Annotated in this window: 11 protein-coding genes; 6 read left to right on the forward strand and 5 right to left on the reverse strand. The window is 32.7% G+C overall.

The annotated features are described in order from the left end of the window. Positions 1-52 precede the first annotated feature (52 nt). Positions 53-1,687: an ABC-F family ATP-binding cassette domain-containing protein gene (locus ACVEGE_RS02710; protein ID WP_173852894.1), complete on the reverse strand. Its 1,635-nt coding sequence runs from the start codon at positions 1,685-1,687 to the stop codon at positions 53-55. A gap of 227 nt (positions 1,688-1,914) precedes the next feature. On the opposite strand from ACVEGE_RS02710, the gene ACVEGE_RS02715 reads away from it, so the two are divergent. Then, a complete protein-coding gene (locus ACVEGE_RS02715; protein WP_192501481.1) occupies positions 1,915-2,409 on the forward strand; it encodes a YqiA/YcfP family alpha/beta fold hydrolase in 495 nt (164 codons plus the stop codon). 93 nt (positions 2,410-2,502) lie between these two features. Here the strand turns inward: ACVEGE_RS02715 and ACVEGE_RS02720 are convergent, their stop codons facing one another. The 3 genes from ACVEGE_RS02720 to ACVEGE_RS02730 all read right to left on the reverse strand — a co-directional run bounded on the left by ACVEGE_RS02720 (position 2,503) and on the right by ACVEGE_RS02730 (position 6,037). Further along, the gene (locus ACVEGE_RS02720; protein WP_173852892.1) at positions 2,503-3,957 is read right to left on the reverse strand and encodes an alanine/glycine:cation symporter family protein; all 1,455 of its coding nucleotides are present in this window, start codon (positions 3,955-3,957) and stop codon (positions 2,503-2,505) included. A 320-nt stretch (positions 3,958-4,277) separates the two neighbouring features. Continuing rightward, the gene (locus tag ACVEGE_RS02725; protein ID WP_173856437.1) at positions 4,278-5,453 is read right to left on the reverse strand and encodes a GlmU family protein; all 1,176 of its coding nucleotides are present in this window, start codon (positions 5,451-5,453) and stop codon (positions 4,278-4,280) included. A 332-nt stretch (positions 5,454-5,785) separates the two neighbouring features. Then, positions 5,786-6,037: a type B 50S ribosomal protein L31 gene (locus tag ACVEGE_RS02730; RefSeq protein WP_173852890.1), complete on the reverse strand. Its 252-nt coding sequence runs from the start codon at positions 6,035-6,037 to the stop codon at positions 5,786-5,788. Positions 6,038-6,282: 245 nt separating this feature from the next. Between ACVEGE_RS02730 and ACVEGE_RS02735 the strand changes: the two genes are divergently transcribed. From ACVEGE_RS02735 to ACVEGE_RS02755, 5 genes are all read left to right on the forward strand, one after another. Continuing rightward, complete coding sequence (locus tag ACVEGE_RS02735) at positions 6,283-6,813, forward strand: DUF4199 domain-containing protein (protein ID WP_173856436.1); 531 nt, start codon at positions 6,283-6,285, stop codon at positions 6,811-6,813. Between the two features lie 6 nt (positions 6,814-6,819). After that, positions 6,820-7,776 carry a glycosyltransferase family 2 protein gene (locus tag ACVEGE_RS02740; protein ID WP_192501480.1) on the forward strand — a complete coding sequence of 319 codons (957 nt, stop codon included), beginning with the start codon at positions 6,820-6,822 and terminating at the stop codon, positions 7,774-7,776. A 126-nt stretch (positions 7,777-7,902) separates the two neighbouring features. Continuing rightward, positions 7,903-9,630, forward strand: coding sequence for a phospho-sugar mutase (locus tag ACVEGE_RS02745; RefSeq protein WP_192501479.1), 1,728 nt, complete (start codon positions 7,903-7,905; stop codon positions 9,628-9,630). A 77-nt stretch (positions 9,631-9,707) separates the two neighbouring features. Then, a complete protein-coding gene (locus ACVEGE_RS02750; protein ID WP_192501478.1) occupies positions 9,708-11,537 on the forward strand; it encodes an ABC transporter ATP-binding protein in 1,830 nt (609 codons plus the stop codon). Positions 11,538-11,570: 33 nt separating this feature from the next. Further along, complete coding sequence (locus ACVEGE_RS02755; RefSeq protein WP_173852885.1) at positions 11,571-12,272, forward strand: DUF2971 domain-containing protein; 702 nt, start codon at positions 11,571-11,573, stop codon at positions 12,270-12,272. A 7-nt stretch (positions 12,273-12,279) separates the two neighbouring features. Here ACVEGE_RS02755 and ACVEGE_RS02760 read toward each other — a convergent pair whose 3' ends face one another. Continuing rightward, the gene (locus ACVEGE_RS02760) at positions 12,280-13,002 is read right to left on the reverse strand and encodes a CREC-EF hand family protein (protein WP_173852884.1); all 723 of its coding nucleotides are present in this window, start codon (positions 13,000-13,002) and stop codon (positions 12,280-12,282) included. Positions 13,003-13,078 lie beyond the last annotated feature (76 nt).

A 13,078-nucleotide genomic window follows, 5' to 3' on the forward strand; every position in this document is an offset into this window, starting at 1 on the left:
CTGACAGTTATCATACTACAGGTCTTCTTTTTATTTTTATCTAAAACTTTTTCTACTTCTCAATCTCTCTCATACTTTCCATTTTCTTATTTGCTAAGAAACCCGTAATATCTTCAAAATGTTCTACTACACGTTTATTTCCAAATTCAAAAACTTTTGTAGCCAGCCCCTCTAAGAAATCCCTATCGTGAGACACTAAAATTAAAGTTCCATCAAAATCACGTAGTGCGTCTTTAATAATGTCTTTAGTTTTCATATCTAAGTGATTTGAAGGCTCATCTAGAATCAACAAGTTAACCGGCTCTAAAAGCAATTTTATCATTGCTAGACGCGTTTTTTCACCTCCTGAAAGTACTTTTACTTTTTTAGTAATATCATCTCCTTGGAACATAAAAGCACCAAGAATATTTTTTATCTGCGTACGCACATCTCCAACAGCAATTCCGTCAATAGTTTCAAATATTGTAGCATTTTCATCTAATAATGACGCTTGATTTTGTGCAAAATATCCTATTTGAGAATTATGTCCTATTTCTAAACTTCCGCTATCAATGCCTATTTCTTTCATGATTGCTTTAATCATGGTCGATTTTCCTTCTCCGTTTTTCCCAACAAAAGCAACTTTTTGTCCTCTTTCGATAACAATATTAGCATCTTTAAAAACAACATGATCTCCATAAGTTTTCCCTAAATCCTTTACAATCACAGGATATTGTCCTGAGCGGGCTGCAGCAGGAAATTTTAATCTTAACGAAGAGTTATCTACCTCATCAACTTGAACAATTACCAATTTTTCTAACATTTTAACGCGGGATTGTACGGCATCTGTTTTAGAAAAAGTTCCTTTAAAACGATCAATAAAAGTTCTATTATCAGCAATCATTTTTTGTTGCTCATCATACGCTTTTTGTTGATGAATACGGCGGTCTTTACGCAATTCTAAGTAATGAGAATATTTAGCTTTATAATCATAAATACGCCCCATGGTAACTTCAATAGTACGATTTGTAATATTATCTACAAACGCTCTATCATGCGAAATTACTACTACCGCTTTTGCTTCATTGATTAAAAACTCTTCTAGCCACTGAATACTTTCAATATCCATGTGATTTGTAGGCTCATCTAGCAAAATCAAATCTGGTTTTTGTAATAAGATTTTAGCCAACTCAATACGCATTCTCCATCCTCCTGAGAATTCAGAAGTTTGGCGCGTAAAATCCTCACGTTCAAAACCCAAACCTGTTAATATTTTCTCTACTTCAGCTTCATAATTTACTTCTTCTACAGCGTAGAATTTCTCGCTTAAATCAGAAACTCTTTCGATTAACTTCATGTACGCATCACTTTCATAATCAGTACGAACAGTTAACTGCTCATTGATTTCGTCAATTTCTGCTTTCATACCTAAGATTTCACCAAAAGCCTTAGAAGTTTCCTCCATAACAGTAGCACCATCTGTAGTTAGTAAATGCTGTGGCAAATAAGCCACTACAGCTTCTTTTGGCGCCGATACATTTCCGGTTGATGGTTTACTTTGTCCTGCAATAATTTTTAGAAGCGTAGATTTTCCCGCTCCATTTTTTCCCATAAGGGCAATTTTATCATTTTCATTTATTGCAAAAGAAACATCGCTAAAAAGCGTAGTACCACCAAACTGTACTGAAACATCGTTAACTGTAATCATTATATTATTGATTTGTAGATTTGGTTACCCAAAGTTTTATCCCGGGTAATTTTTTAAAAGTGCAAAGATAGTTTAAATAGAGAATTAGACAATTTTAATACTGCTTTTGAAATAAGAAGAAAAAACTCGAGAGAAGCCCCCCTTTTAAAATTCAATCTTACCACCTTCATCATTTGACAGTAGCACACTGTATATTTGTCTTGAAATTATAATCAAACAACTAAAGCATGACTATTTTATATCTACACGGTCTTGAAAGTAAACTAAGTCCACAAAAAAAGCTTATTCTAGAACAATACGGCACTATTATAGCACCAGATTTAGACTATAAAGAAAACCCTAATATGATTGAAACACTATATAATGAATATAAAACCCAAAACATCGATATTATCATAGGTAGCAGCATGGGCGGGTTTACAGGTTTTTACCTTTCTAAATTAATGCAAACAAAAACGTTAATATTTAATCCTGCTTTACCCTATAGAACTTCAATTTTACAAAATATTCCTGCTATAGATAAGGAACACGGGCAATTATTACAAATTGTAATTGGGAATCAAGATGACATTATCAAGGCATCAGACAACATTGCGTTTATAATGAAATCACTTCCTTTTAACGCTAACTTTAGACTACATCTTATAATCGAATTAGGACACGGTATTCCTTTGAATATTTTTAAAAACGAGGTCAATTTATTTTTCAACAATCCCTCCTAATTACTTCTTTACAATTGTATTTAATTAAAATAAAAAAGCTTCTAAAACCTTTTCATTAGTCTTTAGAAGCTTTTTTATAAACTATAAATAATTTTATTTTTTATTTATGGTGTTCCAAATATGTGCATTTTTGACACCAATATCTTCTGGATCAAAAACAGGATCTTTTCCCTCTTTCTTTTGCCTTTCATAATCTTTAAGCGCCAATAGAGCAGGCTTCTGTAATAACAGAATCGCAATTATATTGAACCAAGCCATTAATCCCACTCCTAAATCTCCAATATCCCAAGCTAATTTTGCTTGATTGATTGAACCATACATAATCACAACCATCATCACCACTTTTAAAATATGATTATAAATAGGTGAACTTAAGTTTCTTGTTAAATAAGAAATATTTGTTTCAGCAATGTAATAATACGCTAGGATAGTTGTAAAAGCGAAGAAAAACAACGCAATAGCAACAAAGTAAGAACCAAAACCTGGAAAAACGCTGTCCATTGCACTTTGCGTAAATCCTGGCCCTACAGAAACATTTTGCGCTCCATGATATAAAAACTCAGCACCTCCATCAGTTCCAAAACCTGGATTTTGTACATTATACTTTCCTGTGATCAACAACATAAAACCAGTTGCCGAACAAACTAATAAAGTATCAATATAAACCGAAAAAGATTGTACCAAACCTTGCTTGGTAGGATGCGAAACATTGGCAGCAGCTGCAATGTGTGGTGCAGTACCTTGACCCGCTTCGTTAGAATAAATTCCTCTTTTAACTCCCCACTGAATAGCTAGTCCAAAAACAGCTCCAAAACCAGCTTCCATATTAAAAGCACTTCTAAAAACTAAAGAAACAACACCTGGAAGTTGATCATAATCAATAGCTATAATCACCAATACAATCAAAATATAACCGATAGCCATTATAGGCACAACAAACTCTGTGAATTTAGCAATACGTTTAACGCCTCCAAAAACGATAGCACCAAAAATTGCAGCGACAATCAAGCCAGAAACTTTTGTATCCATTTGGAAAGCATTGTTCAACCCATCAGCAACTGAATTTGCTTGAACACCTGGTAATAATAGCCCTGCTGAAATAACAGAAACTATTGCAAATAAGATTCCGAACCACTTGACTCCTAGACCTCTTTCTATATAAAATGCAGGGCCTCCACGGAACTGCCCTAAGTGTTTCTCTTTATAAATTTGTGCTAATGTAGCTTCTACAAATGCAGTACTTGCTCCTAAAAAAGCAACCATCCACATCCAAAACATGGCTCCAGGCCCTCCAAAAGCAATTGCTGTAGCAACACCTGCAATATTCCCAGTACCCACTCTACCTGCCAATGACATGGCTAATGCCTGAAAAGAAGAAACTCCAGACTCAGAGCTTTTACCATCAAATAATAATCGGAACATCTCTCTGATATGGCGTACTTGTAAAAAACGTGTTCTTATAGAAAAATAAAGCCCCGTTCCTAAACACAAAGCAATTAAAGCATTACTCCAAACAATACCATTCAACACTCCAATAATCTCTTCCATAAATTTATTTTAAATTAATAATTATCAAAAAATCAGCAAAAACAACTCTTTGCATCTATTTTTTTATAAAACTATAACATATGAAGACAAAAAACTAGTCAATACACATTTAAAAATATATTTAACGCACTAATAAACCAGAAACAACCTGCCTTAAAAAGAGGTTAATTTTAAATTAAATTCAAAAAATTAAGAAATACTTGAAATTAAACAGCTAAATTTTAAAAAAAACATAGAATAGGGCACAAAAAAAACTGCCCTATTTTTCTATATGACAGTTTAAGTTTTTTATATAATTATTTTAGAATAAAGAAAAAATACTATTCTTTTCTCCATTTTTTAGTTTCTTCAAACACATGTTCTAAAATAGCTGCTTCTTGTTCATCAAAATCAACATTACGGCGGCTCATTACTATTTTTGCCGTTTGAAATGCTTTTTTAGTGATGTAAGTCGAAAATCCCGAAGCGCCACCCCAAGAAAAACTTGGAACAAAATTACGAGGAAAACCACTTCCAAAAATATTAGCACTCACTCCAACAACAGTCCCAGTATTAAACATGGTATTGATTCCGCATTTACTATGATCACCCATCATTAAACCACAAAACTGTAATCCAGTTTTAGCAAATCCTTCGGTTTCGTAACTCCATAATTTCACCTCTTCGTAATTGTTCTTAAGATTAGAATTATTACTGTCAGCACCAATATTACACCACTCCCCTAAAACAGAATTCCCTAAAAAACCATCGTGTCCTTTATTCGAAAAAGCCGAAATAACCGAATTATTCACTTCTCCTCCTACTCTAGAATGCGGACCAACAGTTGTTGCTCCATATATTTTTGTAGCTAGTTTTACAACAGCGTGATCACAAAGTGCAAAAGGACCACGTATTACAGAACCTTCCATAATCTCAGCATCATTACCTATATATATAGGTCCAGTTGACGCGTTCAAAGTAACAAATTCTAATTTAGCACCCGCTTCTATAAAAATATTCTCTGGTGAAATTACATTAACCGACTCAGGAATAGGTTGCGAGACGCGATCAGCCGTTAAAAATTCAAAATCCTGATGAATAGCATCACTGTTTTTAGAAAAAATATCTGATGGATGGTTTATTGTAATTACCTCACCTTCGAATTCAATAATTTCATAGTCATCAAAATCCACTTGCTCTTGCTCATCATTAGAGAAAAAAGCAACTACTTCCTCCCCTTTAAAAATTGCTTGTCTTTCTTGTAAGTCGGTTATTAAATCTACTAACTCTGTCGTAGGTAAAAATGAAGCATTGATCATCACATTTTGTTCCAACTCAACCATAGGGTATTTGTCAGACAAATATTCCTCGGTTAAAGTAGTGGTTGTGGACCCAAGGTGCATTTCCCATTTTTGACGAATAGTAACGATACCAATTAAAATATCAGCAACAGGTTTAGTAAAAGTAAAAGGCAATAGCGCATTACGAGATGGACCATCAAAAAGTATATAATTCATTTTAGCGTTTTTCAAAGTTACAAAAAAGCAAAGTTACAAAGTTTTTGATTGGTATGCTTTAGAAGACAAACGCAATTAAAATGTTTCTAAGTATATTCTTTAATTTTAAAAGTCAACACAAATTACAAGAACTCCATACAGATTAAACTATTTTTAAAAAAGGCAATCTTAGTCTAAATATTATAGAACTATTAAACAACAACGTTGAAGTAGTTAATCCCAAAAAAACATTTTAATTTAAAAAAATAAAAACACGACAATAATTATTATTTCTACTAAATAAAAAAGCCTCGCAAATTGCGAGGCTTTCGGTATTTTGAAAACAAGTTAAATTATTTAACGTGTTTAGCGTATTTAGTTTTGAACTTGTCAATACGTCCTGCAGTATCAATAAGTTTGTTTTTACCTGTGTAAAAAGGGTGAGAAGTTCTAGAGATCTCCATTTTTACAACTGGATATTCTACACCTTCGTGTACAATAGTTTCTCTTGTTTCTGCTGTAGATTTAGTAACAAAAACATCCTCGTTTGACATGTCTTTAAAAGCAACTAATCTGTAATTTTCTGGGTGTACACCTTTTTTCATCTTGTAATTCTTTTTTATTTGTTTGGTTATAACTCCTTTTGAAGCTTTCCTTGTTAAAGGGAAAGGTATAAATTCATTATAACTTTTTGTTTTATTCTGTTATTTTGAGTTTGCAAATTTACAATTATTTTTCAATAAACAATTCGTTGACTGCTTTTTTTTATAAAATAGTAAAAATATTTTTTATCACTACTATAAATTGGGAATTACTATCTTTGTGCATTAATCAAAAAACTAAATTAATTATGGTAAATGAAATTGTAAAGAAAAACGGTGTGAATTTTGGTGTTATAACTGGTGTTGTATCAATATTAATGACCACTATTATATATATTGTTGATTTAAAATTATTTACCTCTCCGTGGATAGGTTTTGCTACTATGGCTATCTATATAATATTAGGTATTATATTACTTAACAAAACAAAAAAAGACTTGAAGGGAATATTCCCTTTTAAAGATGCTTTTACAACTTATTTTATATCTGCAGTAATTGGAATATTATTATCTGTATTATTTAGCATTATTTTATTCAACTATATTGATCCAGCTGCAAAAGATACCATTAGAGAATTATCTGCTAAATATTTAGCTAAAACTTTAAGCAGTTTTGGCACACCAGCCTCATCTATTAACGAAGCAATTACAAAATTAAAAGAAACAGATCAGTTTTCACCATTAGAACAATTAAAAGGATCTATTTTCAGTATTTTATTTAGTGCTATATTAGGATTAATATTAGCCGCAATTTTTAAAAGCAAATCAACACAAGAATAAAAATTAATGAATTTATCCATATTAATCCCCCTTCTTAACGAGGAGGAGTCGCTTCAAGAATTATACACTTGGATTATAAAAGTGATGCAGACTAACAATTACACTTATGAAGTTATCTTTCTTGATGACGGAAGCAGTGACAAATCGTGGTCTATTATTGCTCAATTTGCTGCCGAAAACAAAAATGTAAAAGGCATTCGTTTTATGAGAAACTTTGGTAAATCTCAAGCTCTACATGCTGGATTTGCTAAAGCTCAAGGAGACGTTATTATCACCATGGATGCTGATTTACAAGATAGCCCCGAAGAAATTCCGGGACTATATAATATGATTACCTCTGAGGATTATGATTTAGTTTCTGGATGGAAAAAGAAACGTTACGACTCTGTTGTAGCAAAAAACTTACCTTCAAAATTATTCAACTGGGCGGCTAGAAAAACATCTGGCGTACAGTTAAATGACTTTAACTGTGGGTTAAAAGCATACAAGAATATCGTTGTGAAAAACGTGGAAGTGTCTGGTGAAATGCACCGTTACATCCCCGTTTTAGCAAAAAATGCCGGTTTTGGAAAAATAGGCGAAAAAGTAGTACAGCACCAAGCGAGAAAATACGGTGAAACTAAATTTGGAATGGAACGATTTATTAATGGTTTCTTAGATTTAATCACTATTTGGTTTCTATCCCGTTTTGGAAAAAGACCAATGCACTTATTCGGGGCCATGGGTTCCGTAATGTTTATCATTGGTTTTTTACTTGCTGGATATATTGGGGTTTCTAAACTATACCACATGTACAACAACATGCGTTATAATTTAGTGACTGATAATCCGTGGTTTTTTATTGCCTTGACAACAATGGTACTAGGAACGCAATTATTTTTAGCAGGGTTTCTTGGCGAAATTATCCTGCGTACTAAAAACAACGAAGAGCGTTATAAAATCTCAAGCGAGGTTAATTTGTAATTTACCCTAGCCCTGATAGCAGCGGCATCCTTTTTATCTTGTTTTTTTCAAGATAAAAAGATAGAGCGAATAGCAGGAAAAAGCTCCTTAAAAAACAGATATAATTAACTGATAATAAATAGACATATGGATATCAAGCAAAATATTTTAGATGCAGTAAATGAGTGGTTAACACCTTCGTTTGACATAAAAACACAGGAAGACGTAAAAACATTACTTGCATCATCACCTAAAGAACTAGAGGAGAGTTTTTATAAAAACCTTGAATTTGGAACCGGCGGAATGCGCGGTGTAATGGGCGTAGGAAACAACCGAATCAATAAATATACGCTTGGAAAAAGCACGCAAGGCCTTTCTAATTATTTAAAAACGGCTTTCCCAAACCAGCCATTGAAAGCTGCTATTGCTTATGACTGCCGTAAAAACAGTGATACACTTGCAAAAACGGTTGCTGATGTATTTTCGGCAAATGGTATTGAAGTTTATTTGTTTTCAGAACTAAGACCTACTCCTGAATTATCATTTGCAGTGAAACATTTAGGATGTCAATGCGGAATCGTCCTTACTGCCTCACATAATCCACCAGAATACAATGGTTATAAAGTATACTGGCAAGATGGTGGACAAATTGTACCACCAGAAGACAAAGGAATCATTGATGTAATTGAAAATTTAAATTACAGCGAAATCAAGTTTGATGCTAATGAAGCTTTGATCCATTATATTGATAAAGATATCGATGAAGCATTTATAGCATCATCTATAAAAAATGCCAGTTTTAATACTGCAAAAGAATCGAAAGAGAATTTGAATATCGTTTTTACGTCATTGCACGGAACTTCGATCACTATAATTCCTGAAACTTTAGCTCAAGCTGGATATACTAATGTACATATTGTACCAGAACAAGCGGTTCCTAATGGGGAATTCCCAACAGTAAAATCACCTAATCCTGAAGAACCAGAAGCATTAACTATGGCGTTAGCCCTAGCTGATAAAACAAATGCCGATATTGTAGTAGGAACCGACCCTGACTGCGATCGTTTAGGAGTTGCTGTACGTGATAATAATGGCAAAATGACCTTATTAAACGGAAATCAAACGATGGTTCTAATGACTGCTTTTTTACTCGAACAATGGAAAAAGGCAGGTAAAATAAACGGAAAACAGTTTGTAGGATCTACCATTGTTTCTACTCCTATGATGATGGAATTAGCAACTAATTATGATGTAGAATGTAAAGTGGGTTTAACTGGATTTAAATGGATTGCTAAAATGATTAAGGACTTTCCAGAGCTACAATTTATAGGTGGTGGAGAGGAAAGTTTTGGATTTATGGTAGGTGATGCCGTGCGTGATAAGGATGCTGTTGCAGCTACCTTATTAGTGTGCGAAATTGCTGCTCAGGCTAAAGCCAATGGAAGTACGGTTTATAAAGAACTTATAAAACTATATATAGACAACGGCTTCTACAAAGAGCATTTGATTTCGATTACTAAAAAAGGAATGGAAGGATTACAACAAATCACTCAAATGATGATTGATTTACGCGAAAACCCATTAAAAGAAATAAATGGAGAGCGCGTAATTATGGTTGAAGATTACCAATCATCGGTTGCTAAAAACTTGTTAGACGGAACACAATCAGAAATGACAATTCCGAAATCAAACGTGCTTATTTATTACACTGAAGATGGCTCAAAAATATGTGCTAGACCAAGTGGAACAGAACCAAAAATAAAATTCTACATCAGTGTTAATACAACTCTTGACAATGTTGAAGATTTTGAAGCTGTTCAAGAAGTGCTAGACGATAAAATAAAAAACATCATTGCTTCAATGCAATTGAATTAATAGCTTTAATTCAACTATAAACTACAAGACCCGACTGCTTTTTAAAAAACAGTCGGGTCTTAATTATACTTATCACAATGAATAATTTTAAAAGAATATTCTCTTTTATCGTTCCGTATAAAAAATACGCTTACTTAAACATCTTTTTTAATGTATTGTACGCGCTATTTAGCACCCTTTCCTTCATGTCATTGATCCCTATGATGCAGGTTTTATTTGACCAAACAAAAAGAAACACAGTTAAACCAGTTTACACTGAAATCTGGGAACTAAAAACTTATGCAGAAAACTACATTAGCTACTTCATTACACACGCTACAGATACTTACGGAGTAGGATATACGCTATCAGTAATGGTAGCATTAATCATAACGATCTTTTTATTGAAAAATTTAAGTGATTATCTTGCCATGTTTTTCATTACCTTTTTACGAAACGGTATCTTGAGAGACATGCGTAATGCGATGTACAAAAAAACATTAGAATTACCTTTAGCCTTTTTCTCAGAGAAAAGAAAAGGAGATGTAATTGCAAGAATATCAGCTGATGTCAATGAGGTACAAACTTCTTTTTTATCCATTTTAGAACTAGTTGTAAAAGAGCCGTTAACTATTGTATTTACAATACTTGCCATGCTTTCTATAAGTCCACAATTAACGTTATTTGTATTTATTTTTATTCCGGTTTCAGGATATATAATTTCACTTATCGGAAAACAATTAAAAAGAAAATCAACACAAGCACAGGAGGAACAAGGTATCTTTTTATCAACGATAGAAGAAACGCTTGGTGGCTTAAAAGTGGTTAAAGGATACAACTCCGAAAATTATTTCAATACAATCTTCGGGCAATCAACACAACGATTTTTTAAATTATCAAATACTATAGGTAACCGCCAAAACTTAGCTTCTCCAATGAGTGAATTTATGGGAATAATGGTTATTGCCATCTTATTATGGTACGGAGGAAACATGGTATTGATCGAAAAAACCCTGAATGGAGCTTCGTTTATTGCTTATATGGGACTAGCTTATAACATTCTTACTCCTGCAAAATCAATCTCTAAAGCATCCTATAGTGTAAAAAGAGGAAATGCTGCCGCAGAACGAGTTTTAGAAATTCTAGACCAGCAAAACCCGATTACTTCTAAACTTGAAGCCGATTATAAAACAACTTTCGATTCTAATATATCTATTAAAAACATCAACTTTAAATATGAAGATGAAATTGTTTTAAAGGATTTTTCTTTACAAGTAAAAAAAGGACAAACCGTTGCGCTTGTGGGACAATCTGGAAGCGGAAAAAGTACTATTGCTAATTTACTAACTCGTTTTTATGATGTAAATGATGGAACAATCTCCATTGATGGCATCAATATTAAAGACATCAATCTACAATCATTGCGTGGTTTAATGGGTTTAGTGACTCAAGACAGTATTTTATTCAATGACACCATTAAAGCTAATATTGCCTTAGGAAAACTAGACGCTACAGACGAAGAAATAATAGAAGCGCTCAAAATTGCTAATGCTTACGAATTTGTAAAAGAATTGCCTTTAGGAATCAATACTAACATAGGAGATAGCGGAAACAAACTTTCTGGTGGACAAAAACAACGTTTATCGATTGCTCGAGCTGTACTAAAAAACCCTCCTATTATGATATTAGACGAAGCCACGTCAGCATTAGATACAGAAAGCGAAAAATTTGTTCAGGTTGCCTTAGAAAACATGATGCAAAACAGAACTTCAATTGTAATTGCGCATCGTTTATCGACTATTCAAAAAGCAGATATTATTGTTGTTATGCAAAAAGGAAAAATTGTAGAACAAGGATCACATGAAGAATTAATAACCCTTAACGGAACCTATAATAAACTGGTTACAATGCAGTCGTTTGAATCTTAATTTTAGTAATTTTACATTCTCAAATTAAGAACTATGTACCTCAGTAATCCGGATATAAAGTTACCTGAAGATCCAGACACCATTGTTTGGAAATACTTGGATTTATCTAAATTTCTAGACCTTTTAATGTCTAAAAAATTATTTATGTCTCGATCAGATAAATTCGAAGATCAGTACGAAGGTACCTTTAGCGAACCTACTTTTGAGGAGATAAAAAAACTATCTATAGACAATCCAGATTTTTTAAAATATTACAAGACACATCGTGAAAAAGTAGCTATTAGCAGTTGGCATATCAACGAATACGAATCATTTGCGATGTGGCAAATATTTACACAAAACAGTGAGGGACTGGCCATCCAATCGACCATAGGTAGATTACAAAAAGCTTTGAATCCAGAAAACAACTACACTCAATATATTGGAGAAGTAAACTATATTGATTACAAAAAAGAATACATTCCGTTTGACGATATGTTTTTTCCTTTTTTGTTTAAACGGAAAAGTTTTCAGTACGAGAGAGAAGTCCGCATCATATCTGACGTAAAAGAAAATAAGATTACATTAAATGATGGGCTAAAAATTAATGTTGATATTGATCAATTAATTGAAAAAATCTACATTCATCCCAAATCAGAGAATTGGTATAAAAACCTAGTCATTCAATTAGTAGCGCAACTAGGATTTGATTTTAAAATCGAAAAGTCTGATTTAGAAAGTGATATCTTGATTTAAAAAATGATTAAATAGGCATGTAAGAAGCTACTTTCCATTCTGAATTAGATAAGTCGATATAGTTATAATGTAGCACATCGTTTTTATCAAATTGTCCGTTTTTATTGGTGTCTTCTACAGTTCTAAAATACAATCTATTTGTAGATTCAATTAAACTCCAGTCAATTAATTCTTGAAGATCAGCCGATACTTTTGTAAAACGATCACCGCTAATATCACTTAAATACAGAGCTTTAATATCACTAGAATCTAACTTACCATCTCTATTTGTATCTACATCATACATCGTATAAACCATAACTTGCTTACCAGCTCGATCAGAAACTGATTTTAAATAAGTCGCCGTTTGTATCAAAGCAGGTTTATCAGTTAATGGTCTAATAGAATCAGAACCTATTTTTTGAAACTTTATATTTTGCAAATAACCTGTAATTTCATTTTCTCCATAGTTAGAGATTGTAAAACTTAAGTCAATTACACTAGACGAACCATACCTTGATTTCGTTCCTCTTTCATAAACTCTAAGATCAGCAATAGGATGTATTAAATAATTTGTGCCTTCCATTTGTATTGGCAAATCTGCTATCGAAACTTGTGCAGAATCTACCTTTGTAACTCCTTTAGCTTTATTGGTAGCATCATAAATCACTTTAGGCTTTTCTACTTCTTTCTTGCAGCTTGCTAAAAATAAAATAGAAATACTAAACAATACTATATGTAATCTTTTCATAAGGATGTAATATTAAAATAAATTCAAATGTAATCAATTTTAAAAACGGATTCATCATTTAACAGCAATTTATGTA

The sequence above is a fragment of the Flavobacterium sp. PL002 genome (assembly GCF_054165825.1).

Excerpts from the sequence above, each read along its gene's own strand:
- ACVEGE_RS02730 (WP_173852890.1), bottom strand. The coding sequence starts at position 6,037 with ATGAAAAAAGGTGTACACCCAGAAAATTACAGATTAGTTGCTTTTAAA.
- ACVEGE_RS02725 (WP_173856437.1), bottom strand. The coding sequence starts at position 5,453 with ATGAATTATATACTTTTTGATGGTCCATCTCGTAATGCGCTATTGCCT.
- ACVEGE_RS02710 (WP_173852894.1), bottom strand. The coding sequence starts at position 1,687 with ATGATTACAGTTAACGATGTTTCAGTACAGTTTGGTGGTACTACGCTT.
- ACVEGE_RS02750 (WP_192501478.1), top strand. The coding sequence starts at position 9,708 with ATGAATAATTTTAAAAGAATATTCTCTTTTATCGTTCCGTATAAAAAA.
- ACVEGE_RS02755 (WP_173852885.1), top strand. The coding sequence starts at position 11,571 with ATGTACCTCAGTAATCCGGATATAAAGTTACCTGAAGATCCAGACACC.
- ACVEGE_RS02735 (WP_173856436.1), top strand. The coding sequence starts at position 6,283 with ATGGTAAATGAAATTGTAAAGAAAAACGGTGTGAATTTTGGTGTTATA.
- ACVEGE_RS02760 (WP_173852884.1), bottom strand. The coding sequence starts at position 13,002 with ATGAAAAGATTACATATAGTATTGTTTAGTATTTCTATTTTATTTTTA.
- ACVEGE_RS02720 (WP_173852892.1), bottom strand. The coding sequence starts at position 3,957 with ATGGAAGAGATTATTGGAGTGTTGAATGGTATTGTTTGGAGTAATGCT.
- ACVEGE_RS02740 (WP_192501480.1), top strand. The coding sequence starts at position 6,820 with ATGAATTTATCCATATTAATCCCCCTTCTTAACGAGGAGGAGTCGCTT.
- ACVEGE_RS02715 (WP_192501481.1), top strand. The coding sequence starts at position 1,915 with ATGACTATTTTATATCTACACGGTCTTGAAAGTAAACTAAGTCCACAA.
- ACVEGE_RS02745 (WP_192501479.1), top strand. The coding sequence starts at position 7,903 with ATGGATATCAAGCAAAATATTTTAGATGCAGTAAATGAGTGGTTAACA.